Source organism: Mycobacterium sp. NGS27, from assembly GCF_059813005.1.
Window position 1 is genome coordinate 291,649 of sequence record NZ_JCALDT010000003.1, and the last position, 26,345, is coordinate 317,993.

The window sequence follows — 26,345 nt, forward strand, 5'->3', positions numbered from 1 at the left end:
GACTTCCGGCCGCGGCATTTATCCACAAGCCGCGACCCTGCCAAATAGTTTGAGTCAGTAGATCGCGCTAGTATCGAACCTATGTTCGAATGGTGGTATGCCTCGCGGGAGACCCCGGAGTCGGCCGCGCTGCTCGACCGGGTGCGTGACGCGGGGCGCGCGGAGGCACGGGCGGCCGCCGAGCGACTGGTGGCCGCCGGCGACTTGCTGGTATTGCGCTGCCGCGAGTCGGGGGAGCGCGCGGAGTGGTCGGCGGACGCGTGGGATGCGGTGGCTGCGCAGTTGGGCGCGGCGTTGGGGTGCAGTGTGGCGATGGGCCACAGTTACTTGCGCTACGCCATGGCGATGCGGGAGCGGCTGCCCCAGGTGGGCAAGGTTTTTCAGAACGGCGATATCGACTACCGGGCGTTTCAAACGATCGTGTTTCGCACCGATCTGATCACCGATGCCGAGGTGTTGGCTCGGGTCGACGCGCGGTTGGCGGTGCTGCTGTCGCGGCGTCCCTCGCTGACCAAGGGTGGGTTGGCCGCGGCGGTGGATCGGGTCGTGGCATTGGTGGACGCCGATGCGGTGCGCCGCGCCAAGGACGCGGTCGCCGACCGCTATGTGGATGTCTTGGCCAATGAGTCGGGGATGGCGTATGTGGAGGGCAGTGTCTTTGGCCCCGACGGCCTAGCGCTGGACCGGCGACTCGACCAATTGGCCGCCACGGTGTGCCAGGCCGATCCGCGCACCGCCGCGCAGCGGCGCGCGGATGCGTTGGGGGCGTTGGCCGCCGGAAGTTCGCGGCTGGTGTGCGGCTGCGGGCGTGCCGAGTGTGCTGCGGGTGAGCCGAGCGTGAGCAAGCCCAAGAGCAATGTCGTGATCCACGTGATCGCTGAGCAGGCCAGCGTGGAGGGCAGGGTATCGACGCCTGGTGCCCTGCCCGGCGTCGAGGGACTCATCCCGGCAGAGGTGCTCACCGAGCTGGCCAAGTCGGCGCGGCAGGTACCACTGACGACGCCGACAGGCGCCGAACCCCGCTACGCCCCCTCGGCCGCGCTGGCCGACTTCGTGCGCTGCCGGGATCTGACGTGCCGGGCGCCGGGCTGTGACCGTCCGGCCACCGAATGCGACCTCGACCATACGGTCCCCTACGCCGACGGCGGCGCGACGCACGCCTCGAACCTCAAGGCGCTGTGCCGTCTTCACCATCTGATGAAGACGTTCTGGGGCTGGCGCGACCGGCAGCTGCCCGACGGGACCGTGATTTGGGGCCTGCCCGACGGGCAGACCTACGTCACCGCTCCGGGTAGCGCGCTGTTGTTTCCCCAGCTGTGCACGGCCACCGGCGCCGCGCCCGCACCAGCCCCGCCAAGACCAGACCCTTGCGCCGACCGCACCGCCATGATGCCCCGACGCGAGCGCACCCGCGCCCAAAACCGGGCCGCACGCATCGCCGCCGAGCGGCGGCAAAACCACCATGCCCGGCAACCCGAACGTCAAGAGCGCGAGGCCGCGTGCCTCGGTCCCGCCCCGCCGGCCGAAGGCGACGGCGAGCCGCCGCCTTTCTAGTGCCTTGCCGCAAGTTTGCTGGGTCCCTCGATTTGTGCTGCCGTGTAGGGTCAATGCCTCTAGGATGAGTTTCCTTGATGCTGCCCTGTAGCCGGTCGGGATGAGGTTGGTCATGAATAGGCATGCGCTCAGGTCGGCAGTTGTGTGGGCGGCGGCGGTGCTCGTGGTCGCCGGATGCACGACGTTCGTCGGCGGGCGCGCGCTGTCGATGCTCAACGACCCCTTTCTGGTGGGTGGTCTGCCCGCGACCAACGGGCCCAGCGGAACCCGTTCGAACGCACCCAGTCCCAACGGCAAGGTGCTCAACACCGACAACGGGCCCATCGACACCTTGGCGCTGCTGTCGGTCAACGACATCGAGGACTACTGGCAGTCGGTGTACGACCAATCGCTGAAGGGCAAGTTCGTTCCGGTCAGCAAGATGGTGTCGTACAACTCGAGCGATCCGCGCAGCCCGATCGTGTGCAACAACGACACCTACAAGCTCGTCAACGCGTTCTACACCGGCCGATGCAACCTGATCGCCTGGGACCGCGGCGTATTCATGCCCATCGCGCAGAAGTACTTCGGCGACATGTCCGTCACCGGTGTGCTGGCGCACGAATTCGGCCACGCGCTGCAGCAGATGGCGAAGCTGGTGACCAGACGGGACGCGACCATCATCCGCGAACAGCAGGCCGACTGCTTCGCGGGTGTCTATCTGTACTGGGTCGCCGACGGCAAGTCGCCGCGCTTCACGCTGAGCACCGCCGACGGGCTCGACCACGTGCTGGCGGGCATCATCACCACCCGTGACCCGGTGATGGACAGCGAGACGCAGAACGACGACGCGCACGGCTCGGCCCTGGACCGCGTCAGCGCCTTCCAGATGGGTTTCCTCAACGGCGCCTCGGCCTGCGCGGCCATCAACCGCAACGAAATCGAGAAGCGCCGCGGCGATTTGCCAAACGCCTTGCGGGTCGACAACTCCGGGGCGACGGAGACCGGTGAGGTGCCGATCAACAAGGACACCTTGTCGAATCTGATGGACCTGCTGGGAAAGATCTTCGCTCCGACGAATCCGCCGGCGCTGTCCTACGAGCCGGCCGATTGCCCGGACGCCAAGGCGACGCCGCCGGCGTCCTACTGTCCGAGCACCAACACGATCGTGGTCGACCTGCCCGGGCTCGCCGAAATGGGCGCGGTCGCCGACGAGAAGCAACACACCCTGCCGCAAGGCGACGACACCGCGCTGTCCGTCGTGATGTCGAGATACGCGCTGGCGGTGCAGCACGAGCGCGGTCTGGCGATGCAGAGCCCATGGACCGCGCTGCGGACCGCATGCCTGACCGGTGTGGCGCATCGCAAGATGGCCGAGCCGATCGACCTCCCCTCGCACAACCAATTGCTGCTCACCGCAGGTGATCTGGACGAGGCGGTCGCCGGTCTGCTCACGAACCATCTGGTCGCCAGCGACGCCGACGGCACCAGCGTGCCGGCTGGTTTCACTCGGATCGCGGCGTTCCGCGGCGGCGTGACCGGCAACGCGGACGCCTGCTATTCCCGCTACCCTGGATGACGAATACCGAACGCCGTCAGCCTATTTCGGCGATCCGCGGAATCACCTCGTCGCCCAGGCGGCGGACGAACCCGACCGGATCCGGAGTGCCGGGCATCGGGCCGATGTTGATCATGTCGACACCCAGCGCGGCGTAGCGTTCGACGATCTTCAGGAATTCGTCCGTGTTGTCGAAGGGGTCGGCACCGGCCAGGCCACCGGACGTCCTGCGGACCTCACCAGGATCCCTGCCCACCGCGTCGCAGTGCCGGTTCAGCACCTCGATCTTGTGCTGGAGCTCCTCGACATCGTTCGACATGCTGTTCCAGATGTCGGCGTACTGCGCGACCAGGCGCAGCGTCTTCTTCTCGCCGTCACCGCCGATCAGGATCGGGGGTCGCCGAATCGGTTGCGGCTCACAGATTGTCTCGTCCAGCCGGTAGTGCGTGCCGGTGTAGGGCCCGTCGTCCGCACTCCACATCTGCCGGCAGATCTGCAGCGTCTCTTCCAGCATTTCGAAGCGGGCGCTCAGTGGCGGATACGGAATGCCCAGCGCGGTGTGCTCGCGTTCGTACCAGGCCGCGCCCAGACCCAGCATCGACCGGCCCTGCGACAGCACGTCCAGGGTGGTGACGGCCTTGGCCAACAAACCGGGATAGCGATAGGTCACGCCGGTGACCAGCAGGGCCAGGTCGATCGTCGTGGTCTGGCCGGCCAGGAAGCCCAGTGATGTGTAGCCCTCTAGGAATGGATTCTGCGCGGGCGCAAGCTCTTCCATCTGGAAGAGGTGGTCGGCGAGGGTGAACAGGGTGGCGCCGCCCTGCTCGGCGGCCTTGGCCGCGTCGGCCAGCGTCGGGCCCAGCCTTGCTGGGTCTCCGGGTAGAAAGTCGATGAAGTGCAGTCCTACTTGCATTGTGGCACCTGTCCTTTCATTGCTCGGTCAAGCGCTCGAGTAGCGACAGCGCGTCGACGATGACGCGCCGCTCTGCCTCGGTGTAGCGCTCCTGGATGGCGCAGGCCAACCACTCCTCGCGGGCGCGCCGGTCGGTTTCGGCACGCCGCTTGCCCGCAGGGGTCAGCGAAACAATCTGGCGCCTACCGTCATTCGGATCCGGTGTGCGCTCAATGAGCCCGCGTTGGCCCAGGGCGGCCAGGATGGTGGCCATCGACTGCGGGCGCACCTGTTCGGCGCCGGCCAATACGCTGGCCGACGACGGCCCCTCTTTCCAGAGCCGGGTGAGCACCGCGGTCTGTGAAGGCGTCAGACCATCGGTCGCGATGCCCTTCAGCCGGCGCCGTAGCCGGCTGAACACCACCCTGATGTCGCGCGCCGCCGCCACCGCGGAGTCGCTGATGCCATCCACGCCACCACCCTAATCTAGACAGTTAAAACTGTCCAGCTTTAGCTGTCTAATTCCGCCCCAGCAGCTGCAGGGCGGCATCGACGGCCAACGCCGGGACGTTCAACGTCTTCGATCGCAGATCGTGTCGGGCACTGGCGATCTCGACGACGGCGGTCGTCCCGGTGATCAGCGCGGCGGCGGCACGCAATTCGTCGGGAGTGCCGAACGGGTCGGATGTGCCGTGCGTGAACACCGTCGGCACCGTGATGTCGGGCAGGTGTTCGGTGCGGGCGCGTTCGGGTTTGCCCGGGGGATGCACCGGATAGGAGAACAGCGTCAGCGCATCCACCACGGCCTCCCCGGCCGCAACCACCATGGACGTCTGCCGACCGCCATAGGAATGCCCACCGGCGATCACCGGGCCGCCGGCAATGCCGCGGCACAGCGTGATCGCCTCGACGATGCCGGCCCGGTCGGTGGCGGCCGAGCCCGACGGCGGGCCGGTGGGCCGGCGGCGCCGGTAGGGCAGGTTGTAGCGCACCGCCAGCCAGCCGCGCCGCGCCCACTCGTCGCAAACCTGTTGCAGCAGAATCGCATCGCGGTTACCGCCGGCGCCGTGGGTCAAGACGACCACGCCCTTGGGGGCACCGTCCGGTTCGTGCGCGATGCCCGCGATCTGATCCAAATTCATGACAGCCGAAACAAGGGGGAGACGGGGCCATGGCCATGGCCCAGCGGATAGGCGGCGCGCAAAGACTCAGTAACCCAACGCTTCCCGAACCCGACGGCGTCCGGCACGGTGAACTCGTGCGCCAGTGCGCACGCGACGGCGCTGGCGAGCGTGTCGCCACCGCCGTGGTCGTTACCCGTGGCGATTCGCTGGGTGTCGAACTCGTGGAAATCGGCGCCGTCATAGAGCAGGTCGCAGCTGCGATTCGATGACCGCAGGTGACCGCCCTTGACCAGCACCCATTGCGGGCCCAGCGCATGCAGCGCCTCGGCCGCCGCCCGCTGCGACACCGGGTCAACCACGTCGATGCCGACCAGCAGCCGCACCTCGTCGAGGTTCGGTGTCACCAGCGTCGCCAACGGAAACAGTTGACTGCGAAGCGAATCCAGGGCGGCGGGTGCCATCAGCGCATCGCCGTGCATGGAGGCCGCCACCGGGTCCACGACGAGCGGAACCGTCAACCCGAGCCGGGTCCAGGTGGTGGCCACGGTGTCGATGATCCGCGGCGACGCCAGCATCCCGGTCTTGGCGGATTGGATGCCGATGTCACCGACCACGGCCTCGATCTGTCCGGCGACGACGTCGCCGGGCACCTCGTGAAAGCTCTGCACTCCCAACGTGTTCTGCACGGTGACCGCGGTGACCGCCACGCACGCGTGCACACCCAGCAGAGCCATCGTGCGCATGTCGGCTTCGATGCCGGCGCCGCCCCCGGAGTCCGACCCGGCGATGGACAGCACCCGCCGCGGCGTCGTGCCCGGAGCGGGCAGCGGCAGGAACGTCACTGGGCTAAATGGTGGCGACCCGCTATACCCGCGCTTGCGATCACTGCTGAGCCAGCGGTAGATACACCCGGTTGCCGTGCTCGGCGAACTCACGCGACTTCTCCGCCATGCCCTCGGACATGGCCGCCTCGATCGCTTCCTCGCTGTCCAGGCCGTGCTTGGCGGCGTAGTCGCGGACATCCTGGGTGATACGCATCGAGCAGAACTTGGGCCCACACATCGAGCAGAAGTGCGCGGTCTTGGCGGGTTCGGCGGGAAGCGTCTCGTCGTGGTACTCCCGCGCGGTGTCCGGGTCGAGCGACAGCGCGAACTGGTCGTTCCAGCGGAACTCGAATCGCGCCGTGCTCAACGCGTTGTCGCGTTCCTGCGCGTGGGGGTGCCCCTTGGCCAGATCGCCTGCGTGCGCGGCGATCTTGTAGGCGATGACGCCGTCCTTGACGTCCTTGCGGTCCGGCAGCCCCAGGTGTTCCTTGGGGGTGACGTAGCAGAGCATCGCGGTGCCGGCCTGGGCGATGATGGCCGCGCCGATCGCCGACGTGATGTGGTCGTAGGCCGGCGCGATGTCGGTGGCCAGCGGGCCCAGCGTGTAGAACGGAGCCTCCTCACACCACTCCTCTTCCAGGCGCACGTTCTCGACGATCTTGTGCATCGGGACGTGCCCCGGCCCCTCGATCATCACTTGCACGCCATGGGATTTCGCGATCTTCGTCAACTCGCCCAGGGTGCGCAGCTCGGCGAACTGCGCCGCATCGTTGGCGTCGGCGATCGATCCCGGCCGCAGGCCGTCGCCGAGGGAGAAGGTGACGTCGTAGCGGGCGAAGATCTCGCAAAGTTCGTCGAAGTTGGTGTACAGGAACGACTCCCGATGATGCGCCAGGCACCAGGCCGCCATGATCGAACCGCCGCGCGAGACGATGCCGGTGACCCGCTTGGCGGTCAGCGGCACATAGCGCAACAGGACGCCGGCGTGCACGGTCATGTAGTCGACGCCCTGCTCGCACTGCTCGATCACGGTGTCGCGGTAGAGCTCCCAGGTGAGCTCGGTCGGGTCACCCTTGGTCTTCTCCAGGGCCTGGTAGATCGGCACCGTGCCGACCGGCACCGGGGAGTTTCGCAGGATCCACTCACGGGTTTCATGGATGTTCTTGCCGGTGGACAGGTCCATGATGGTGTCGGCGCCCCACCGGGTTGCCCACACCATCTTGTCGACCTCCTCGGCGATCGACGACGTCACCGCCGAGTTGCCGATGTTTGCGTTCACCTTGGTTGCAAACGCCTTGCCGATGATCATCGGCTCGATCTCGGGGTGGTTGTGGTTGGCCGGGATCACCGCGCGGCCCCGCGCGACCTCGTCGCGAACCAGCTCGGCGGGCATGCCCTCGCGGGCGGCGATGTAGGCCATCTCGGCGGTGATCTCGCCGGCGCGGGCGCGCTGCAGCTGGGTGCCGCGATCGCGGACCACCCCGGGCCGCGCCGGCAGCCCGGCCGTCAGATCGATCGTCGCGTCCGGATCGGTGTACGGGCCCGAGGTGTCGTACAGGTCGAAGTCGTCGCCGGTCGACAGGTGCACGCGCCGCAGCGGCACCCGCAGGGTGACCCCGTCCGGGCCGGCGATCTCGCGGTAGGCCTTGCTGCTGCCCGCGATCGGGCCCGTGGTCACGGCCGGCTCAACATTGGGCGAAGCGGTGCCCGACGCAGTTCCGGAAAGGACATCAGTCATTTTTCATCTCCCTACGCCGGCATTACCCGGTCAGGTTCGTACGGTCGACGGCCCCGAGCCGTCCTCTCAGCGCACTCGGCGTGCGCTCCCGCGTCGTATGGATGGGTCCGCACGCGACGTTACCCCCACAAGACACCGCGTGGCACGATCGACGGCCATTTCCGCCGGGGCGGTAGCCGAGGGCATTCCCGTAGTGGAAAAATGCAAACGTGCAACAGCGCAGGCGAACAGGGGAATCGTCATCCAACGGGGACGGCGCACGGTTTTCCGATCCCGTCGAGCCGGCCCCCGGATACCTGAACGTCGGCGCGTTCCGCTTCTGGTTCGTGGGTCAGCGCTGGGAGTGGTCGGACGAGGTCGCCAGGATGCACGGCTACGAACCGGGAGAGGTCGTGCCGACGACCAAACTGCTGATGTCGCACAAGCATCCCGACGACCGCGCGCATGTGCAGGAGCTGCTCGACTACGCGCTGCAGTCCGAGGAGTCGTTCTCGAGCAGGCACCGGTTCCTCGACACCGCGGGCACGGTGCACGACGCCATCGTCGTCGCCGACCGCATGCGCGACGAGTCGGGCGCCGTGCTGGGCACCGAGGGTTACTACATCGACCTCACCAACACCTTCGACGAGACCAGGCAAGAAGTGCTCGACGAGGCGCTGCCGGACCTGTTCGAGAGCCGCGCGGCCATCGAGCAGGCCAAGGGCGTGCTGATGTTCGTCTACCGGGTGAGCGCCGAGCAGGCGTTCCGCGTGTTGCAGTGGCGCTCGCAGGAGACCAACGTGAAACTTCGCGCACTGGCCAAGCAGTTGCTTGCCGAGGTGCCCACCTTGCCCGCGCCGGCGGCCGCTCTGCAGGGTCAATTCGACCATCTGCTGCTGACCGTGCACGAGAGGATCCCCCCCGAGCCCAGCGGGTAACCAGCCAATCGGTAAACGGGCAGTTCGGGTAGGGGATAATGTCTGGTGGTCTGCTATGCGCCACCGCGCATACCGTCGCGTCAGCGGGCTTCGCGGCTGCAGACCTCACGTTGGCTGCGGCGGAAGGCATGAAGTTGTTGGCGGTCGAACACGAGGCCCACGACGATGCAGTGATCGTCCGCGTCAAAGGCGATGTCGACTCGAGTACCGTCGATGAGCTCGCCGCTCAGCTGACCAACGCGCTCGGGCTGGCGTCGGTGCAGCCGGTCCGACCCGTGGTCGTCGATTTGTTGGCCGTCGAGTTCTTCGGAAGCGCTGCGCTGAACGCCGTGCTCGACTCCCACGAAGGCGGGAAAGCCGGCGGGACGCCGGTTCGCCTGGTCGCCGACCACGACCAGGTGCTGCGACCGATTCAGGTCACCGAACTGGACCGCGTCTTCGACATCTACCCCACGCTTTCCGCGGCGTTGCAACGAAGACGACAGTGATGGATTCGCGACTGCCGGCTGACCTGGCCGCTGCTGTTTCCCTGGGCGGCGAGATGGGCCGGCGGTTCGCTGAATTCGACTGGGACGGTCATCCGCTGGGCCCGCCGCAACAATGGCCGGCCGAGTTTCGCGTGGCGGTGGTGACGGCGTTGACGTCGCGGTTTCCCATCGTGCTGTGGCTGGGCCCGCAGGATCTCTTCCTCGTCTACAACGATGCCTACATACCTGCTCTGGCCGACAAGCATCCGGCCGCGCTGGGGCGGCGCGGACGGGAGGTGTGGTGGGACATCTGGGACTCCATCGCGCCGATGCTCGCCGGAGTCGTCGCAACCGGTGAGGCGACGTGGGCGCGCGACCTCTTGCTGACCATGGTGATAGAAGGCCGACGGCAAGACCGGTATTTCACCTTCACTTACGGCCCGATGATCGCCGCTAACGGCGATGTCTCCGGGATCTTCTGTGCGGTCACCGAGACCACCGAGCGGGTGATGGGGGAACGGCGGCTGCACGTGCTCAACGCCGTCGCGTCCGCAGTGATGGAAACCCAGACCATTGATGACGCGGTGAACGTGACCGTCGAGATATGTGCGGCACAACCGGCGGATCTCCCGTTGATCGCCGTCTATGTCGCCGACCCCGAAGGTGACGCCACGCTGCGGGGCGCTACAGCCTCGACGCTGGCATTCCTGCCGGATTCGCTCGCGCGGTTGACCCACTCGGACCGGGCGTCGTGGTCCCGGGGCGATGTACAAGAAATCGGCGGCATCGCGGCAAGGTTTCCTCGCATCAAGGAAGTCCTGGGCGACGACTGCCCCGAGAGCGCGCTGGTGCTGCCGGTGGGTAGGCAGGCGAGGCCTGGGGCGTTGGTCGTCGGCACGAACCCGCGCTGTCCCCTCGACACGCAGTACCGCGGCTTCTGCCAACTGCTGGCCGACCAGCTGTCGTCGGCATTCGCTTCGATCGTCTCCTACGAGCAGCAACGGCAGCGAGCCGATGCGCTGGCCGAACTGGACCGGGCGAAGACGGCATTCTTGACCAACGTCAGCCATGAGTTCCGCACCCCGCTGACCCTGCTGCTGGGGCCGCTGGACGACGCGCTGTCGGACGCGGCACCCGAAAGCGTGCTCGCGGAGCGGCTTACCACCGCCGGACGCAATGCGCGGCGGCTGCAGCGCCTGGTCGACTCGCTGCTCGACTTCTCCCGCATCGAGGCCGGCCGGGCCAACGCGAGGCTGGTGCGCACCGACGTCGGTGCGCTCACCGCGCAGATCGCCTCGTCGTTCACGGAGCTTTGTCACCGGGCCGGGCTCGAGCTCGAGCTGGACTGCGGGCCGGCCCTGGCCGACGTCGATCCGGGCATGTGGGAGACGATCCTTCTCAACCTGCTGTCCAATGCCGTCAAATACACGCTGCACGGCACGATTTCGGTGCAGGTACGAACCGAGGCGGGGGACTGCGTGATCGCCGTGCGCGACACCGGGGTCGGCATCGGCGCCGAGGATCTGAAGCAGTTGTTCGAGCGCTTCTACCGCGCCGACAACGTTCGTGGCCGCAGCGTCGAGGGCACCGGGATCGGTTTGTCTCTGGTCCGGGGCCTGGTCGAATTGCACGGCGGCACTACGCAAATCGACAGCGAGTTGGACCGCGGGACCATCGTGACCGTCAGGGTGCCGCGATCGCTGTCGGGCGCGGTCGTCGGCCCGTCGCCCGCCGGGCCCGATGCGACCAATCCGTATGTCGCCGAGGCCAGTCAGTGGGTGATGACGGCCGCCGAACCCGTCGCCGCCGGGCCCGAGAGGACCCGCCAACTGGTGCTGATAGCCGACGACAACGCGGACATGCGGGCGCACCTGAACCGGGTGTTGTCGGCCCGCTGGGAGACGGCTCTGGTCGGCGACGGCGAGTCGGCGCTGGCCGCGACCCGGAAGTTACGCCCGGACGCGATCGTCACCGACGTGATGATGCCCGGGCTCGACGGCTTCGGCTTCGTCGCCGCCGTACGCGCCGACCCGGAATTGGCCGCGACGCCGATCCTGATGCTGTCCGCCCGCGCCGGCGCCGAGGCCGTCGACGAGGGCTACGCCGGCGGGGCCGACGACTATCTGCCCAAGCCGTTCCGGTCCCAAGAGCTGATCGACCGGCTGGCGTCGAGGTTGTCCGCCGTCGGCCGCGAGCGTGACCGGCAGCGTCGCGAGGCACAGTCGGGCCTGGCCGCCGAACTGGTGCACCTCGACTCGGCGCTGCAGGGCGCCGGCTCGGTCGGCGAGATCATGGACGCCCTGCTGGGTTCCTCCTTCGGCTCGGGCGACGCCGGTGCGGTCGCGATCGGAGTCGTCGACTCCGAGCAGTCCGTGCGCTTCGAATACGCCGGCGATCTGCCCTCGGAGTTCCGCGACCGCTACCACGTCGTCGCCCACGACGCCCCGCTGATCGGAGCCGATGTCGTGCGCACCGGTGAGCCGATGGTCGTCACCGACACGTTCGACCTGCCCCCGCGCTACGCGCACGCCGTGCAGGACAGCGCCGCGAGCATCCGCGCCTGCGTAGCCCACCCGCTGCGTGATGGCGCCGACCGCATCCTGGGTGTGCTGGTGTTGCTGTGGCCCGCGCCGCGCCAATTCGACGCCGCCGACCTCGAAGCCTTCGCCCGCATGGGCGAGCTGACCTCCGCTGCCCTGGACCGGGTCCGTCTGATGGCCCGTGAACACGAGATCGCCGTCGACTTCCAAGAGCACCTGCTGGAGCTGGATCGCGGCTCCACCGCCGCGGTCGTGTCGGCCGTCTATCAGCCGGCGGCGGAGGCGATGCGGGTCGGCGGTGACTGGTATTCGGTCACGCCGCTGGATCACCCCGGCAGGATCGCGATATCGGTCGGTGATGTGGTCGGGCACGGCCTGGCCGCGGCGATCGTGATGAGCAGGCTGCGTGCCGCGGTCGCCGCCTCCGCGCTCACCGCGGGCGAGCCGGACGCGGTGCTGGGCGCCCTGGACCGATATGCCGCGAGCGTCGCCGGAGCGCGCTGCGCGACGGTGGCGTACGCCCAGATCGACACCGAAGCCCGCGGCGGCGCTGCCACCATCAGCTACAGCTGCGCCGGACACCCCTATCCGCTGCTGGTGCTGCCCGACGGGCGCGCGGTCTACCTGGAGTCCGGCCGGCGTGCGCCGGTGTCGGTGAAGGCAAACAGTGTGCACGGGGCGTCGGACCAACCGCACGGTGACACCGCGACGGCCGAGCTGCCGGCGGGCGGTTTGATTCTGCTCTACACCGACGGACTCATGGAACGGGCCGGCGAGTCGCTCGACGACGGATTCGACCGCCTGCGGGCGGTCGCGGCGCAGTGCGTCGGCCTGCCCGTGGAACAGATCTGCGCGGAGCTGCTGGCCCGAATGGCCCCGCCGTCCGGCTACCGCGACGACGTCGTGGTGCTCGCGCTGCGGCCAAGCCACGCGGCCGCGGGCAGCTTCGCCACGGTGGTGCCGGCCGCACCCGCACAGATTCCCGTCGCACGCCACCAGCTGCGGGATTGGCTGGACTCAATCGTCGTCGCGCCGGGGCGCAAAACCGACATCCTGTTGGCAACCGGCGAGGCGGTCACCAACGCGATCGAACACGGCAGCCGCAACGAGCCACGCGAGACGGTGTCGATCGAGGCCTTCCTGCGAGACGACGCCGTCGCGATCACCGTCAGTGACACCGGCCGGTGGGTCGGCGATTCGTCGGCCAGCCTGCGCAGCCGCCGCCGCGGGCGCGGCCTCACCCTGATGAGCGGGCTGGCCGACCACGTCGAAACGCGTCGCACCCCGGCCGGCACCCGGGTCACCTTGCGGTTCGACCACGCGGTCGCGGAAAGCTCAGCCGCGAGCTGACCGGCTCTAGGCCTCCTCCATCGCCTCGCCGAGCTCTTCCAGCAGCTTGTTGTGGTGGTTGCTGGCCAGGAAGTGTCCGGCGGCGACGACCAGGGCCACCGGCCAGTCGATGAGTTCGAGGGCGGCCAGGGCCGCCAGCCCACCGAAGTAGGCCAGCTGCTCTGGCCTGGGGATTTCCACCTGGCCGATCGCGGGCAGGTTCACCGCGAAGGTCTCACCTTCGCGGACCTTCGCCACCGCCTCGCGCTGGGATGTGCCGCGCCGCGACTTCTTTTCCGCCATCATTTGCCTTTCGGTAACGAAGGGTTTCCCATCTCGCTGGGTCGCGCGTCCACCGTCGGACTTATGTCGACGATGACCGGCACCGGGGGCGATCCGCTAGTTTCGTCGTTTGCTTCGGTGCTGAGGGTGCCGCTACTCGAACTCTATGCGCTGTTGTGGCGCGCCGGGGTTGTCGAGATCCGGCACAACGATCGTGCGCCGCGTCGCGGCGCGAAGGCGCACTCCCGGGTGGTTCGGGGCCCGATTTGTCCGGATCCATCCGCCCACTCCGACGGTCGCGTGGTGCGCCTGCCGTTGCCGGAGTCGGCCTCCGCGGTGTACGGCCGGGCAACCGGCTGATCGGCAGCGGGCGCTAGTTGGTGCTGCGCAACTTCGTGGTGCCCGCTCGGCGTCCGGCCGTCTTCTTGGCCGTGGCCTTCGTGGGGGCTTTCGCGGGCGCCGCTTTGCGCGGCGCCGGCTGGGCGGGCACCGCCTTGAGGTTCGCCTTGACCGCGCGGGTCTCGCCCTCCTGGTGCCGGCTCAACTTCTGTAACAGCAGAGCGCTGCCGCCGACCGCCAGCAGCAGCGGCCACTCGACCAATCCGGCGACGCCGAGCGCGCCGATAGCCAGCGCCGCCGCGGGCGCCGAGTGGCTACCGCTGCTCATGCCGCGCTTGACGCCCTCCGCGGCTCCGGTGACGCCACCGATGACCCCGTTGACCGCCGCGCCGCCCACGGCACCGGCGGCCGCGGTCGTCGCGGTCGCCGCGCGGTTCACCGCCTGACTCACGCCTCGGACTGCTCCGCCGATGACACTCATGATGACTCCCTGCCATTGTTTCTAATCCTCAAAGCCTGCCACCATGTCTTCGCGCAGACAACGAGAAGCCGCATGAGAATTGCGTGAGCTTGATGTGAGGCGGGGTTGAACCCGGCCGTCATGGATTCGGCTCGGCGCGCCTCACATCGATGAGCACCGGCGCGTGATCGCTGGCCGCCTTGCCTTTGCGTTCTTCGCGGACGATCTGCGCGTCGATCACGCGGCCCGCCAAAGCCGGTGAGCCCAGGATGAAATCGATGCGCATGCCTTGTCGCTTCGGAAACCGCAACTGGGTGTAGTCCCAGTAGGTGTAGACACCGGGACCAGGCGTGAAAGGTCGCACCACATCGGCGAATTGCGCCTCGACAATGGCTTGGAAGGCGCGGCGCTCGGGCTCCGAGACATGCGTGGCGCCGGTGTAGAACTCCATACTCCAGACGTCGTCGTCCTGCGGGGCGATATTCCAGTCACCGGCCAGCGCGATCGCCGCGGTGGGATCGTCGCGCAACCAGCCCGACGCCGAATCGCGCAGTGCGGCAAGCCATTCGAGTTTGTATGTGTAATGCGGATCGCCCAGGGACCGGCCGTTGGGAACGTAGAGGCTCCACATCCGGACGCCACCGCACGTGGCGGCCAAAGCCCGGGCTTCCGCGGTGGCCGCGACTTCTGGCTTGCTGCTCCAGGTGGGCTGGCCGTCGAATCCGATCTGCACATCGTCCAGGCCGACGCGCGAGGCGATCGCCACCCCATTCCACTGGTTGAAACCGACGTGGGCCACTTCGTAGCCGAGTTCGAAGAACGGCAGGGTGGGGAACTGGCCGTCGGAGCATTTGGTCTCCTGCATGGCCAGCACGTCGACGTCGGCGCGGGCCAGCCAGTCGATGACGCGGGGCAGCCGGGAACGAATCGAGTTGACGTTCCAGGTGGCAAGCCGCAGCGGCGATCGCAAGCGCGGCGCAGCCGGGCGCGGCGGGTCGCCGCCATCAGTTGTCCCGTCGGGCATGGCTAAACGCTAGCCGGGGGCACCGGGACGTACCGACGGCGGTGGTGCGGCCGGAATCCCAGCGCCGCGGCAAGCGGCGCCGCGCCGGTGTCGGGTATCGACAGGTAGCCGCGCGTCGCGCCGCGATCGGCGCCCCAGGCCAACAACGCCTCGCACACCTCCGCCGCCGTCCGCTCGTCGTCGTCCGCTACCGCCGAGATGCCCACCCAGCGCGTGCCATCGGGTGCGTCGGTCACGGCGGCACGCGCGACCGCGGTGCCGGCGTGCGTGCCGAACGCCAGCTCAACCCCGCCCTCGCCCGAACGCTGCTCCAGCGTGACGCTCGGGTCCGGCCGTGACGCCGGCGTGACGCTCGACAGGTCGCGCACCAGCATCCGCTCCACGTGTTCGGCGGTCAGACCGGGCGGCAACCGCAACAAGCGGTCGGGCACGGCCAGTCGCGGCGTCAGGCCGCGCTCCGCGTACCACTCGACGATCGCCGGGACGGTGCTCAGCTGAGCCGAAAGATCCAGCGGCACTGCGGAATTGACGACCAGACCGCCGCCGTGACCGGCGCGCAGCAGCCAGCCCTGCAGCCACAGCTGTTCCGCGCCCGGCCACGCCGCGGCGGCGGCATGCTCTAGCGCGCGGATCTGCGAGGTGCGGATGGGGGTGTCGGTGAGCACCCGCAGCGCGACCGCATCGGAGGGCGCGAACTCGACGACCGCGCCGGACTTCGTCCGCACCCGCACGATCGGGTCGACCGCCAGCAGGTGGCCCACCGCATCGGTCAACGGCGGCACCGAACCGGCCGGGCGGCGGTAGCGCACCGCCACCCGCGTTCCCGGGTCGGGCCACGAAACCATCAGTGGCCGAACGGATCCGGTCCCTCGCCGGGCGTCCAGGACAGGCCCGGAACGCCCCAATTGTGGGATTTGACGGCGCGTTTCGCGCTGCGGGCATGCCGGCCGATGAGGCGGTCCAGGTAGAGGAAGCCATCCAGGTGCCCGGTCTCGTGCTGCAGCATTCGCGCGAACAGGTCGTTGCCTTCGATGGACACCGGCTTGCCGTCGGCATCGAGTCCGGTGACCCGGGCCCACTTGGCGCGCCCGGTGGGGAAGGACTCGCCGGGCACTGACAGGCAGCCCTCGTCGTCGTTGTCCGGGTCGGGCATGGTCTCGGGTATCTCGGACGTTTCCAAAACCGGGTTGACGACGACACCGCGGCGGCGCTCGGTGCGGCCGCGGTCGTCGGCGCAGTCGTAGACGAAGACCCGCAAGCCGACGCCGATTTGGTTGGCCGCCAGCCCCACCCCGTGCGCGGCGTCCATGGTGTCGTACATGTTCGCGATCAACTCGGCCAGATCCGCCGGCAGCGACCCGTCGGCAGCGACCGGCACCGGCTGCGTCGGGGTATGCAGGACGGGATCTCCCACGATGCGGATCGGAACGACTGCCATGGTCGGCTAAGCTACCGCACGCCCGTGGGCCGCCCGGCCCGCGATCGACGTCTGGGCAATCTTGGTCAATCGGCCGACTCGCGGGTCTGGATGACGGCTTGAGGGTTTGGCGCGTGTTTCAATATTCGCCGAAACACGCCCTTAGCTAAGTCAAGTCATTCGAGCAGTTCGGAATTCGCCGAAAGGGTCCAGGGGAAGCGATATGGACAGCGCCATGGCGCGGGCAAATCGATCGGGGGACGACTCTGAGATCGCAGATGGGCTGACCCGCCGCGAGCACGACATCTTGGCCTTCGAGCGCCAGTGGTGGAAGTTCGCCGGGGTGAAGGAAGACGCCATCAAGGAGTTGTTCTCGATGTCGGCGACGCGTTACTACCAAGTGCTCAACGCGCTCGTCGACCGGCCCGAGGCCCTGGCCGCCGACCCGATGCTGGTGAAACGGCTGCGCCGGCTGCGCGCCAGCAGGCAGAAGGCGCGTGCGGCGCGGCGCCTCGGCTTCGAGGTGACCTGACTCGTTACAGTAGGGCTCGATGAAAGAACGAGTTCCCGACTCCACCGGACTGCCGTTGCGGGCAATGGTGATGGTGCTGTTGTTCCTCGGCGTCATTTTCCTGCTGCTCGGTTGGCAGGCGCTGGGGTCGTCTGGGAGCTCCGACGACGATTCCGCGTCGGCGGTGTCCAGCACCAGCGCCACCAGCTCGGCGACGACGTCGGCCACCAACAAGCCCGCGAGCACCCAGGCCGAGGTGCAGATCTACAACATCTCCTCGAAAGAGGGTGTGGCATCGCGCACCAAGGATCAGCTGACGTCCGCGGGATTCAAGGTCACCAAGGTCGACAACATGGTTGTGCCCGACGTTTCCGCCACCACGGTCTACTACACCGACGCCGGTGACGAGCACGCCACGGCCGATGCGGTGGGCAAGAACCTGGGCGCACCCGTCGAACCGCGAATTCCCGCGCTCAGCGGCGAGCCGCCGGGTGTCATCGTCCTCGTCGCGGGCTAGGTAAGGGCTAGGCTGCAGGCTATGCCTAAGCTGCCCCCGTTGGTTCTGGCCGGATGCGTCGTGCTGCTGGGCGCGTGTTCGTCGCCGCAGCAGGCGTCGTCGGTTCCAGGCACCACCCCCGCGGTGTGGACCGGATCGCCGTCCCCCGCGGGCGAGAAAGCCTCGGAGCCCGCAGCCGAGACGGCCCCGGGCATGACCACGCACCTGAAGGCGCCGGACGGCACCCAGGTCGCCACCGCGAAGTTCGAATTCAACAACGGCTATGCCACCATCACCATCGAGACGACCGCCAACGGCGTGCTCACGCCCGGCTTCCACGATGTGCACATCCATAAGGTCGGCAAGTGTGAGCCGAACTCGGTGGCCCCGAACGGCGGCGCGCCGGGAGACTTCCTTTCCGCCGGCGACCACTTCCAGGCGCCCGGGCACACCGGCGAGCCCGCCAGTGGCGCCCTGCCCCCGTTGCAGGTTCGCAAGGACGGCTCGGCAACGTTGATGACCACCACGGACGCATTCGCCATGGAGGATCTGCTCACCGGGCAGAAGACCGCGATCATCATCCACGCCGGTGCGGAGACCCATGGGACGCAGGGTCCCAACGACATGACGATGAGTACCGGTGACCCCGGCAAGCGGGTGGCGTGCGGTGTCATCGGTGCCGGCTAACCGGGCCAGCTCGCGCATCGATTTCGCCCGTTCACCACGGCCGACCCTCGGGGTCGAGTGGGAGTTCGCCCTCGTCGACGCGCACACCCGCGACCTGAGCAACGAAGCCACCGCGGTGATCGCCGAGATCGGCGAAAACCCGCGTGTGCACAAGGAATTGCTGCGCAACACCGTCGAGGTGGTGACCGGCATCTGCCGCACCGCGGGCGAGGCCATGGAGGACCTGCGGCAGACGCTCGGGCCGGCGCGCCGCGTCGTCCGGGATCGCGGCATGGAGTTGTTCTGTGCCGGCACACACCCGTTCGCGCAGTGGAGTTCTCAGAAGTTCACCGACGCCCCGCGCTATGCCGAACTGATCAAGCGCACACAATGGTGGGGACGGCAGATGCTGATCTGGGGTGTCCACGTGCACGTCGGCATCTCCTCGCCGAACAAGGTGATGCCGATCATGACGTCGCTGCTCAACTACTACCCGCACCTGCTGGCGCTGTCGGCGTCGTCACCGTGGTGGACGGGCGTGGACACCGGATACGCCAGCAACCGCGCGATGATGTTTCAGCAGCTGCCCACCGCGGGGCTGCCGTTCCAATTTCAGACGTGGCCGGAGTTCGAACGCTTCGTCTACGACCAGAAGAAGACCGGCATCATCGACCACGTCGACGAAGTCCGTTGGGACATCAGGCCTTCCCCGCACCTGGGTACGCTCGAAATGCGGATCTGCGACGGCGTGTCCAACCTGCGCGAGTTGGGTGCGCTGGTCGCCCTGACCCACTGCCTGGTGGTCGACCTCGACCGCAGGCTGGAAGCCGACGAGTCGTTGCCGAGCATGCCGCCCTGGCATAACCAGGAGAACAAGTGGCGCGCCGCCCGTTACGGCCTGGACGCGGTGATCATCCTGGACGCCGACAGCAACGAGCGGTTGGTCACCGAGGATCTCGACGACGTGCTGAACCGGCTGGAGCCGGTGGCCAAGAAGCTGAATTGCGTCGACGAGCTGGCAGCGGTGGCCGACATCCCGCGGCAGGGCGCCTCCTACCAGCGGCAGCGCCGGGTCGCCGAAGAACATGACGGCGACCTACGTGCGGTCGTCGACGCGCTGGTGGCCGAACTGGTGATCTGATGACGGAAACCCTTGTGCTGGCGATGTTTCCGCTGGAGTCGGCGCTGCTGCCCGGCCAGGACCTGCCGCTGCGGATCTTCGAGCCGCGCTATGGCGCGCTGGTGCGGCACTGCATCGACACCGGCGACCCGTTCGGCGTGGTACTGATCTCGCGCGGGCGCGAGGTCGGCGGCGGTGACGCGCGGTGCGACGTCGGCGTGTTGTCCCGGATTGCCGAGTGCGCCGACCACGGCGCAGGTCGGTACACGTTGAATTGCCGTACCGGAGAACGCATTCGGGTGTCCGAATGGCTACCCGACGACCCGTATCCGCGGGCGACGGTCGAGTTGTGGCCCGACGAGCCCGGCGACGCGGTGTCCGACGCGCAGCTGCTCGACCTCGAAGACCGGGCCATGGCCCTGTTCGAACGGATCGCGCAGGCGCGCGACATCACGCTCCCCGGCCGTGAGGTAATCCTGGGGCGGGACCGGACCGGACCGGCGGGGAAGCGCTTGTTCGCGTTGGCGTCTCGCATTCCCATCGGCACCGCCGACCGCTACTCGGTGCTGTCGGCGCCGGGGGCCGCCGAGCGCCTGATCGCGCTGCGCGAAGCCGTGGACGCGCTCGCCGAGGTGGTGGAGTTTCAGCTTTCGGAATGACGTGAAGGACGGGTGCATGAAGGTACAGCTTCAGGTCAGCGGTTCACCGGTGCGGGCGGCGGCGAGTGCCGCCGACATCGCCGCGACCGGCGCGGACGGACTGTTCACCTTCGAGGGCCAGCACGACGTCTTCTTTCCGCTGCTGATCGCCGCCGGGACGACGGACCTGGACCTGATGACCAACGTGGCGATCGCCCCGCCGCGCAGTCCGTTGCACATGGCGCACTCCGCCTACGACCTGCAGCTCTACAGCGGCGGCCGGTTCCGCCTCGGCCTCGGGTCGCAGATCAAGGTGCACATCGAAAAGCGTTATGGCAGTAGCTGGGACAGGCCGGCGCCGCGGATGGCCGAAGCCATCGCCGCGATCAAGGCGATCTTCGCTGCGTGGGAAGGCCAGGCGCGCTTGGACTTTCGCGGCGACTTCTACACGCACACCCTCATGGCGCCCAACTTCAATCCCGGTCCCAACCCGTTCGGGCCGCCGCCGGTGCTGCTGGGTGCCCTGGGGCCGGTGATGACCCGCACCGCCGCCGAGGTTGCCGACGGTCTGTTGGTGATGCCGTTCAACAGTGCCGACCATTTCGCCGAGCGCACCGTGCCCGCGATCGGCGAGGGGCTGCGCCGCTCGGGGCGAACGTTCGACGAGTTTCAGATCATCGCTTCGGCCATGGTTGCCGTCGGCCGCGACGAGGCCGACCTGGCGACCGCGATCAACGGCGCGGCTTCCCTCATCGCGTTCTACGGCTCGACGCCGGCCTACCTGCCCGTGCTGCAGGTGGAGGGTTGGGCCGACGCCCAGCCCGAACTCAACGCGCTGTCCAAGCAGGGCCGCTTCCCCGAGATGCGCCGGCTGATCACCGACGAGATGGTGGCCCGGATCGGGATCGTCGGCACGCCCGAGGAATGCGCGCGGCAAATCGCCGCGAGGTTCGGCGAGCACGCCGACGAGGTGTGCTGTTATTTTCCCGGCTACACGCCCCGCCCCGCCGACGTCGCCGACATGATCGGCGCCCTGCACCGCGTGCCGGCCCTGCGATGAGCGCCGACCTGACAGTCGAAATCGATTGCGGCGTGGCGGTGCTCACGCTCAACCGGCCCGAGCAGCTCAACACCTATACCGCCGAGATGGGTGCGCTGCTGAGCCGCGCCTACCGGGATTGCGACGAGGACGACGACGTCCGGGCCATCGTGCTCACCGGCGCGGGCCGCGCGTTCTGCGCCGGGGCCGACTTCTCCGGCGACGCAAGCCCGTTCGACGCGCCCCGGCGCGCGCTGCGCCGCATCAGCCGCGGCGCCACCGCCCGGTGCAGCGGGCCGATGAACGCCCAGACCGCCCGGGCGGCGACCCGGCGGCGGTAGTGCAGGCGGGTGGTGAGCACCGCCCGCCGACCGTCCTGGCGGCGCAGCGTCAGCTCGCCGAGCATCAGCGGCCCGCGGGTCGCCAGCACCAGTTCGTCGGGATCCGAACGAATGATCGGCCAGCCGATGAGGTGACCGGCCGAGCGGGGCGGACCCAGCCGCAACCGCAGCACGTTGCGGTGGATCCACAGCACCAGGCGTCCGCCCGCGCCCGGCCTGTCGCCGAGCCCGTCGCGAAAGGCTTCTTCGGCGGTGCGCGCGTCGCCGGCGGCGATGGGCACCTCGAAGACGTCCACGTAATCGGCCGCGGTCTCACCGGTCTGCGCGCGCTCGTCGAGCACCGCCGCCGCAACGCGTTTCAGGGTTCGCCGCACGACGACGCGATGCCCGCCGGAGCCGATCACCAGCGCCCGATAGGCCTTGCCGCGGATACCGGGGAAGTCCGCCCAGGTGGCCGCCCGCAACCGGGTGCGCGCGGGGCCGTCGAGCGCGTCCAGCTCGAACACCCATCGGTAGACCGCGAACCAGTGGCGACCCTTGAGCGCGAATCGCGCCGGCGGTCGGGCTTCGTCCAGGGCGAAGCCGAACGGCACGGTCGACGGATCGAGCGGATCGCGACACATCACCCGCAGCAGCGCCGCCCACGTGTCTTCGCGGCCGGCGTCGATGGTTATGGCATGCTCATCGATATAGGGTAATCGTTCCATATAGAAGGAATGTACTAGATCATGGCGCCTCCGCGGAAGCATGAAACCGATGTGATCCTCGACGCGGCCCGGGCGCTGGTGCTCGACGGCGGCCCGCGCGCGGCCAGTGTGGCCGCAATCGCGAAAGCCAGTGGCGCACCCGCGGGCACGCTGTATCACCGGTTCGGCAACCGCGACGGCATCCTGACGGCCGCGTGGCTGCGGGCGCTGGAACGCTTCCAGACGCGGGCACTGGCCGCCGACGGCGACACCCCGACCGACACCGCCGTGGCGATGGCCGTGTCCGCCGTCGGCTTCGCGCGCTCCCTGCCCGAGGACGCCCGGCTGTTGTTGACGATCCGGCCCGGCGACCTGCTCGACGACGAGCCGGACGCCGCGTTCCAGCGGACGCTCGCCGCGATGAACGCCCCGCTGACGCGGCGCGTCGCCGATCTGGCAAAGCAGTTGTATGGGAACGCCAAACCGCGATCGATCGACGCCGTCGCGCGGGCGGTCGCCGACCTGCCGTATGCGGTGGTGCGCCGCCACGCGCACGATGACCCGATGCCGGCCTGGCTGGAAAGGGACGTGGCGGCGTCGGCCCGGGCCGTGCTACAGAGCTTTGGCGAACGCCCGTAGCGACTCGACTTGCATGGGATCCAAAGAGGGACGGACGTTTTCGTGGGCGGCTGCGAGGTCGGCGGCCGTCACGTCGGTGGCGTCGATGGATCGGCGCATGGCGGTCAGTGCGGCCTCCCGCAGCAGCGCCACGCAGTCGGCGGCGCTGTAGCCGTCGAGTCCTGCCGCCACCCGGTCCAGCTCGACGTCGTCGCTCAGCGGAATGGATTTGCCCGCCGTGCGCAGGATTTCGTGCCGGGCCGCGGCGTCCGGCGGTTCGACGAAAACCAGCCGCTCCAGCCGGCCGGGGCGCAGCAGCGCGGGGTCGATCAGGTCCGGCCGGTTGGTGGCGCCCAGCACGACCACGTCGCGCAGCGGGTCGACACCGTCGAGCTCGGTCAGCAGGGCGGCCACCACCCGATCGGTCACCCCCGAATCGAAGCTCTGCCCGCGCCGCGGCGCCAGCGCGTCCACCTCGTCGAGGAACACCAGCGACGGCGCCGAATCCCGGGCCCGCCGAAACAGCTCGCGCACAGCCTTTTCCGAGCTGCCCACCCATTTGTCCATCAGCTCGGAGCCCTTCACGGCGTGCACGGACAGCTGCCCGGTGCTGGCCAGGGCCCGCACGATGAAGGTCTTGCCGCAGCCCGGTGGCCCGTACAGCAGCACCCCGCGCGGCGGCTCCACGCCCAACCGCGCGAAGGTGTCGGGATGCTGCAGCGGCCACAACACCGCCTCGGTCAGCGCCTGTCTGGCCTCGGCCATGTCGCCGACGTCGTCGAGCGTGATGTTGCCGACGCTGACTTCCTCACTCGCCGAGCGGGACAACGGCCGGATGACGGTCAGCGCACCGGCCAGATCCTCTTGTTTCAGCTCGGGCGGTTGGCCGTCGGCGCTGGCCCGCGACGCCGCGCGCAGCGCCGCCTCGCGCACCAGCGCGGCCAGGTCGGCGACGACGAAACCCGGTGTACGAGAAGCGATCTCGTCGAGGTCGAGGTCGCCGGTGGGCACGTTCCGCAGCAGCGACTCCAGCAGCGCTTTGCGGGTGCCGGCGTCGGGAAGCGGCAGGGCCAGCTCGCGGTCGCACAGATCGGGGGCGCGCAGCCGGGCGTCGAGCTGGTCGGGTCGCGCCGACGTGGCGATCAGGGGGACGCCCTCGCTGGCCACGGCGGTACGCAGCTCGGCCAGAATCAGCGAGGCGACGGGTTCGGCGGTGGCCGGCAGCAGGGCGTCGACGTCGGTGATCAGCAACACGCCGCCCCCGTCGCGGACGGTCTGCACGGCCGAAGCGACTGCCTTGAGCCGGTTTTCGGCGCCCAGCGCGCCGACCTCCGGGCCGTCCAGGGTGACCAGCCTGCGGTCGCCGCACACCGCGCGCACCAGCGTCACCTTGCCCACGCCTGCCGGACCCGACACCAGCACGCCCAGGTTGGCACCGGCGCCCAACGCCTTGAGCAGGTGCGGTTCATCGAGCGCCAGCTTGAGCCATTCGACGAGCTTGGCCGCCTGCGGCTGAGTGCCTTTCAGTTCCTCGACGACCATCTCCGGCCGGGCGATCTCGACCGAAATCTGCGGCGCGGCCCCGGCGCCGAACGGCACCCCGGCGCCCCAGGTGACCAGCGAGTTGGGTTGCACGCTCACCGGTCCCGCGGGATCGACGCCGGTGACGGTGAGCAGCTCCGAGGTCCAGCTGATGCCCACCGCGGTGGCCAGCGCGCGGGTGGCCTCCGACGTCGAGGTGCCCGGACCCAGGTCGCGGGGCAGCAACGACACGGCGTCGCCCACGGTGATCACCTTGCCCAGCAACGCTTGTCGCAGCGTGACCGGCGTGACCGACTGGGTGGCCAGCGCCGAGCCGGACAGCGTCACCGACCGCGCGCCGTAGACGGTGACGGTGCCGACGACCACCGCGGTCCCCTCGCGCAGTCCCGCGTTGGACAGCGTCACGTCGTCGAGCAGCACGGTGCTGACCGGCGTGTCCGGGCCGGCCAGCCCCGCGACGGCCGCCGTGGTGCGCGACCCGATCAGCGACACCGCGTCCCATTCCCGAATCCCCAGTGCGGCAATGGCATTCGGGTGCAAGCGGATGACGCCGCGCCTCGAGTCGACGGCGGAGGTGTTCAGCCGGGCTATCAGGGTGAGCTGACGGGCCGAGCTGTCACTCACGGCAAGCGCCTGCCCGGCTTGCGCAGGCCCAGCCGCGCCACCGACCGGCGGTTGGGCTGCGCCCGGCGGATCGCCCGCCGCGCGGCGCGGCGCTGCTTGGGTGCGTCGTCCCACGCCTCGGGGTGCGCGGCCAGCCAGCGCGAGTTGCGGATGGCGAACGGTATGTGGCACAGGTAGGCGACGATGATCACCCAGATCAACATGTAGGGGGCCAGCACCGCGGCCGCCGCGCAGATCGCCAAGACCGCCAGCAGGGGCGCCGCCCAGCTCGGCGGCACCGCGACGGCGTGCATCTTGCGCATCGGGATCTTGCTGACCATCAGTATCGAGGTCCCGGTGATCCAGATGCACAGGAACAGCGGCGACGTCCACCAGCCGTCACCGAACTGCAGCTTGAGTCCGATGAGACCGATCATCGAGATCGCGCCGGCCGGCGCGGGCATGCCGACGAAGAATTCGTGCGCGTAGGAGGGCTGGGTGCCGTCGTCCTGTAAGGCGTTGAACCGCGCCAGCCGCAACACCACGCAGACCGCATAGAGCAGGATCACCACCCACCCGGCCGGCGAGGTGGTCAGCAGCGTCACGTACAGCACGATCGCGGGCGTCACGCCGAAGTTCACCGCGTCGGCCAGCGAGTCGATCTCTTCGCCCATCCGCGACTGGGCGTCCAGGATGCGGGCCACTCGCCCGTCGAGTCCGTCCAGGATGGCGGCCGCGGCGATCAGCGCCATCGCCGCCTTGGGCTGGTGTTCGAGGGCGAACCGGATCGACGTCAGCCCCGCGCACACGGAGAGCACCGTCATGGCGCTCGGCAGGATCTGCAGGTTGACCGCCGGGCGCCCGCGCGGCTTGCTGATCATCGCAGCTCGGCCAAGACGGTCTCGCCGGCGATCGCGCGCTGGCCCACTTTCACCAGCGGTTCGCAACCCGCCGGCAGGTAGGTGTCCAGCCGGGAGCCGAACCGGATCAGGCCGTAGGTGTCACCGATCGACAGCTTGTCCCCGACGTGCGCGTCGCAGATGATGCGCCGGGCGAGCAGCCCGGCGACCTGCACCGCGACCACGTCCGCGCCGCTGGCGGTGCGCAGGTGCAGGCTGGTGCGCTCGTTCTCGGTGCTGGCGGTGGCCAGGTCGGCCGAGCCGAACCGGCCCGGGCGGTGCTGCACGGCGAGCACCTCGCCACTGACCGGGGCGCGCTGCACGTGGGCGTCCAGCAGCGACAGGAAGATGCTGACTCGCGGCAGGGGGGCGTCGCCCATGCTCAGTTCGGCGGGCGGGGCGGCGAAGTCGATCACGCAGACCTCGCCGTCGGCGGGAGCGACGATCGCTCCGGGCCGGGTGGGCGGCACCCGCGGTGGATGACGGAAGAATCCCGCGCAGGCGCCGGCGGCCAGCAGGCCCGCCCGTCGCACCCATCGGTGCTTGCGGCCGACGAGGGCCAGCGCCAGTCCGGCGCCGATGAACGGCCGCCCGGCCGGATGGACCGGCGGGATGGCGGAGCGCACCAGCTCCAGCGCATGTTGCGGGCTGAAGCCGGGGTCTTGAGCCGAGGGGCCGATAGTGCGGGGGCGTCGTGCCACGCGGCCATCTTAGAGCCCACGGCTGATTCGTAGCCGCCCGC

26 protein-coding genes, 2 pseudogenes and 1 riboswitch are annotated in these 26,345 nt (G+C 69.0%); of the genes and pseudogenes, 14 read left to right on the forward strand and 14 right to left on the reverse strand.

Annotation, left to right across the window (positions count from 1 at the left end):
- The first annotated feature begins 81 nt into the window (after positions 1-81).
- Both AC5Y30_RS09870 and AC5Y30_RS09875 read left to right on the forward strand, forming a co-directional pair.
- Positions 82-1,554 carry an HNH endonuclease signature motif containing protein gene (locus tag AC5Y30_RS09870; protein ID WP_499917940.1) on the forward strand — a complete coding sequence of 491 codons (1,473 nt, stop codon included), beginning with the start codon at positions 82-84 and terminating at the stop codon, positions 1,552-1,554.
- Positions 1,555-1,666: 112 nt separating this feature from the next.
- A complete protein-coding gene (locus tag AC5Y30_RS09875) occupies positions 1,667-3,112 on the forward strand; it encodes a neutral zinc metallopeptidase (RefSeq protein WP_499917941.1) in 1,446 nt (481 codons plus the stop codon).
- A 16-nt stretch (positions 3,113-3,128) separates the two neighbouring features.
- On the opposite strand, the gene AC5Y30_RS09880 is transcribed toward AC5Y30_RS09875, so the two are convergent.
- The 5 genes from AC5Y30_RS09880 to thiC all read right to left on the reverse strand — a co-directional run bounded on the left by AC5Y30_RS09880 (position 3,129) and on the right by thiC (position 7,669).
- Positions 3,129-4,004, reverse strand: a complete 876-nt coding sequence (locus tag AC5Y30_RS09880; RefSeq protein WP_499917942.1) for an LLM class F420-dependent oxidoreductase — start codon at positions 4,002-4,004, stop codon at positions 3,129-3,131.
- A 16-nt stretch (positions 4,005-4,020) separates the two neighbouring features.
- The gene (locus AC5Y30_RS09885) at positions 4,021-4,455 is read right to left on the reverse strand and encodes a MarR family winged helix-turn-helix transcriptional regulator (protein WP_499917943.1); all 435 of its coding nucleotides are present in this window, start codon (positions 4,453-4,455) and stop codon (positions 4,021-4,023) included.
- 46 nt (positions 4,456-4,501) lie between these two features.
- Entirely contained in the window at positions 4,502-5,125 is a 624-nt protein-coding gene (locus AC5Y30_RS09890; RefSeq protein WP_499917944.1) for an alpha/beta hydrolase family protein, read from the reverse strand.
- Positions 5,122-5,949, reverse strand: coding sequence for a bifunctional hydroxymethylpyrimidine kinase/phosphomethylpyrimidine kinase (gene thiD, locus AC5Y30_RS09895; RefSeq protein ID WP_499917945.1), 828 nt, complete (start codon positions 5,947-5,949; stop codon positions 5,122-5,124). The genes AC5Y30_RS09890 and thiD overlap by 4 nt, the downstream gene beginning before the upstream one ends.
- 40 nt (positions 5,950-5,989) lie before the next feature.
- A complete protein-coding gene (gene thiC / locus AC5Y30_RS09900; RefSeq protein WP_499917946.1) occupies positions 5,990-7,669 on the reverse strand; it encodes a phosphomethylpyrimidine synthase ThiC in 1,680 nt (559 codons plus the stop codon).
- Positions 7,661-7,771, reverse strand: a riboswitch (TPP riboswitch). (Overlaps the previous gene by 9 nt.)
- A gap of 107 nt (positions 7,772-7,878) precedes the next feature.
- On the opposite strand from thiC, the gene AC5Y30_RS09905 reads away from it, so the two are divergent.
- From AC5Y30_RS09905 to AC5Y30_RS09915, 3 genes are all read left to right on the forward strand, one after another.
- A complete protein-coding gene (locus AC5Y30_RS09905; RefSeq protein WP_499917947.1) occupies positions 7,879-8,586 on the forward strand; it encodes a PAS and ANTAR domain-containing protein in 708 nt (235 codons plus the stop codon).
- Between the two features lie 128 nt (positions 8,587-8,714).
- On the forward strand, positions 8,715-9,074 hold the full coding sequence (locus tag AC5Y30_RS09910) for an STAS domain-containing protein (RefSeq protein WP_499917948.1): 360 nt from the start codon (positions 8,715-8,717) through the stop codon (positions 9,072-9,074).
- Entirely contained in the window at positions 9,074-12,943 is a 3,870-nt protein-coding gene (locus AC5Y30_RS09915; RefSeq protein ID WP_499917949.1) for an ATP-binding protein, read from the forward strand. The genes AC5Y30_RS09910 and AC5Y30_RS09915 overlap by 1 nt, the downstream gene beginning before the upstream one ends.
- Before the next feature lie 6 nt (positions 12,944-12,949).
- Here the strand turns inward: AC5Y30_RS09915 and AC5Y30_RS09920 are convergent, their stop codons facing one another.
- Positions 12,950-13,225, reverse strand: coding sequence for a hypothetical protein (locus AC5Y30_RS09920; RefSeq protein WP_499918243.1), 276 nt, complete (start codon positions 13,223-13,225; stop codon positions 12,950-12,952).
- Between the two features lie 63 nt (positions 13,226-13,288).
- Here AC5Y30_RS09920 and AC5Y30_RS09925 point away from each other — a divergent pair, with 63 nt between their 5' ends.
- Entirely contained in the window at positions 13,289-13,564 is a 276-nt protein-coding gene (locus tag AC5Y30_RS09925; RefSeq protein WP_499917951.1) for an Rv1535 domain-containing protein, read from the forward strand.
- Between the two features lie 13 nt (positions 13,565-13,577).
- On the opposite strand, the gene AC5Y30_RS09930 is transcribed toward AC5Y30_RS09925, so the two are convergent.
- The 4 genes from AC5Y30_RS09930 to AC5Y30_RS09945 all read right to left on the reverse strand — a co-directional run bounded on the left by AC5Y30_RS09930 (position 13,578) and on the right by AC5Y30_RS09945 (position 16,465).
- Positions 13,578-14,024 (reverse strand): hypothetical protein, encoded by a 447-nt coding sequence (locus AC5Y30_RS09930; protein WP_499917952.1) that lies wholly within the window; start codon positions 14,022-14,024, stop codon positions 13,578-13,580.
- 118 nt (positions 14,025-14,142) lie between these two features.
- The gene (locus tag AC5Y30_RS09935; RefSeq protein ID WP_499918244.1) at positions 14,143-14,961 is read right to left on the reverse strand and encodes an exodeoxyribonuclease III; all 819 of its coding nucleotides are present in this window, start codon (positions 14,959-14,961) and stop codon (positions 14,143-14,145) included.
- Between the two features lie 68 nt (positions 14,962-15,029).
- A complete protein-coding gene (locus AC5Y30_RS09940) occupies positions 15,030-15,872 on the reverse strand; it encodes a GNAT family N-acetyltransferase, cg3035/Rv0428c family (protein ID WP_499917953.1) in 843 nt (280 codons plus the stop codon).
- Entirely contained in the window at positions 15,872-16,465 is a 594-nt protein-coding gene (locus AC5Y30_RS09945) for a peptide deformylase (protein WP_499917954.1), read from the reverse strand. The genes AC5Y30_RS09940 and AC5Y30_RS09945 overlap by 1 nt, the downstream gene beginning before the upstream one ends.
- A 202-nt stretch (positions 16,466-16,667) precedes the next feature.
- On the opposite strand from AC5Y30_RS09945, the gene napA reads away from it, so the two are divergent.
- The 7 genes and pseudogenes from napA to AC5Y30_RS09980 form a co-directional block, all read left to right on the forward strand.
- A complete protein-coding gene (gene napA, locus AC5Y30_RS09950) occupies positions 16,668-16,976 on the forward strand; it encodes a nucleoid-associated protein NapA (protein ID WP_007768412.1) in 309 nt (102 codons plus the stop codon).
- A 19-nt stretch (positions 16,977-16,995) separates the two neighbouring features.
- Positions 16,996-17,472: a LytR C-terminal domain-containing protein gene (locus AC5Y30_RS09955; protein ID WP_499917955.1), complete on the forward strand. Its 477-nt coding sequence runs from the start codon at positions 16,996-16,998 to the stop codon at positions 17,470-17,472.
- Positions 17,473-17,493: 21 nt separating this feature from the next.
- Positions 17,494-18,138 (forward strand): superoxide dismutase[Cu-Zn], encoded by a 645-nt coding sequence (gene sodC, locus AC5Y30_RS09960; RefSeq protein ID WP_499917956.1) that lies wholly within the window; start codon positions 17,494-17,496, stop codon positions 18,136-18,138.
- Entirely contained in the window at positions 18,128-19,258 is a 1,131-nt protein-coding gene (locus tag AC5Y30_RS09965; RefSeq protein ID WP_499918245.1) for a glutamate--cysteine ligase, read from the forward strand. The genes sodC and AC5Y30_RS09965 overlap by 11 nt, the downstream gene beginning before the upstream one ends.
- On the forward strand, positions 19,258-19,896 hold the full coding sequence (locus tag AC5Y30_RS09970) for an LON peptidase substrate-binding domain-containing protein (protein ID WP_499917957.1): 639 nt from the start codon (positions 19,258-19,260) through the stop codon (positions 19,894-19,896). Before AC5Y30_RS09965 ends, AC5Y30_RS09970 begins: the two co-directional genes overlap by 1 nt.
- A gap of 16 nt (positions 19,897-19,912) precedes the next feature.
- Positions 19,913-20,935 carry a TIGR03617 family F420-dependent LLM class oxidoreductase gene (locus tag AC5Y30_RS09975; protein WP_499917958.1) on the forward strand — a complete coding sequence of 341 codons (1,023 nt, stop codon included), beginning with the start codon at positions 19,913-19,915 and terminating at the stop codon, positions 20,933-20,935.
- Positions 20,932-21,159, forward strand: a pseudogene (locus AC5Y30_RS09980) (enoyl-CoA hydratase-related protein); the annotation flags it as partial. The gene AC5Y30_RS09975 and the pseudogene AC5Y30_RS09980, both read left to right, overlap by 4 nt.
- A gap of 5 nt (positions 21,160-21,164) precedes the next feature.
- Here the strand turns inward: AC5Y30_RS09980 and AC5Y30_RS09985 are convergent.
- A pseudogene (locus AC5Y30_RS09985) lies at positions 21,165-21,962 on the reverse strand (DUF2867 domain-containing protein); the annotation flags it as partial.
- A 21-nt stretch (positions 21,963-21,983) separates the two neighbouring features.
- On the opposite strand from AC5Y30_RS09985, the gene AC5Y30_RS09990 reads away from it, so the two are divergent.
- A complete protein-coding gene (locus AC5Y30_RS09990) occupies positions 21,984-22,580 on the forward strand; it encodes a TetR/AcrR family transcriptional regulator (RefSeq protein WP_499917959.1) in 597 nt (198 codons plus the stop codon).
- On the opposite strand, the gene AC5Y30_RS09995 is transcribed toward AC5Y30_RS09990, so the two are convergent.
- Genes AC5Y30_RS09995 through AC5Y30_RS10005 form a run of 3 tightly spaced genes read right to left on the reverse strand, consistent with a single transcriptional unit; the run spans position 22,554 to position 26,304 of the window.
- Positions 22,554-24,725, reverse strand: coding sequence for an AAA family ATPase (locus AC5Y30_RS09995; RefSeq protein ID WP_499917960.1), 2,172 nt, complete (start codon positions 24,723-24,725; stop codon positions 22,554-22,556). The two genes, AC5Y30_RS09990 and AC5Y30_RS09995, sit on opposite strands and share 27 nt — an antisense overlap.
- Entirely contained in the window at positions 24,722-25,585 is an 864-nt protein-coding gene (gene pssA / locus AC5Y30_RS10000) for a CDP-diacylglycerol--serine O-phosphatidyltransferase (RefSeq protein WP_499917961.1), read from the reverse strand. The genes AC5Y30_RS09995 and pssA overlap by 4 nt, the downstream gene beginning before the upstream one ends.
- On the reverse strand, positions 25,582-26,304 hold the full coding sequence (locus AC5Y30_RS10005; protein ID WP_499917963.1) for a phosphatidylserine decarboxylase: 723 nt from the start codon (positions 26,302-26,304) through the stop codon (positions 25,582-25,584). The genes pssA and AC5Y30_RS10005 overlap by 4 nt, the downstream gene beginning before the upstream one ends.
- Positions 26,305-26,345: the final 41 nt, after the last annotated feature.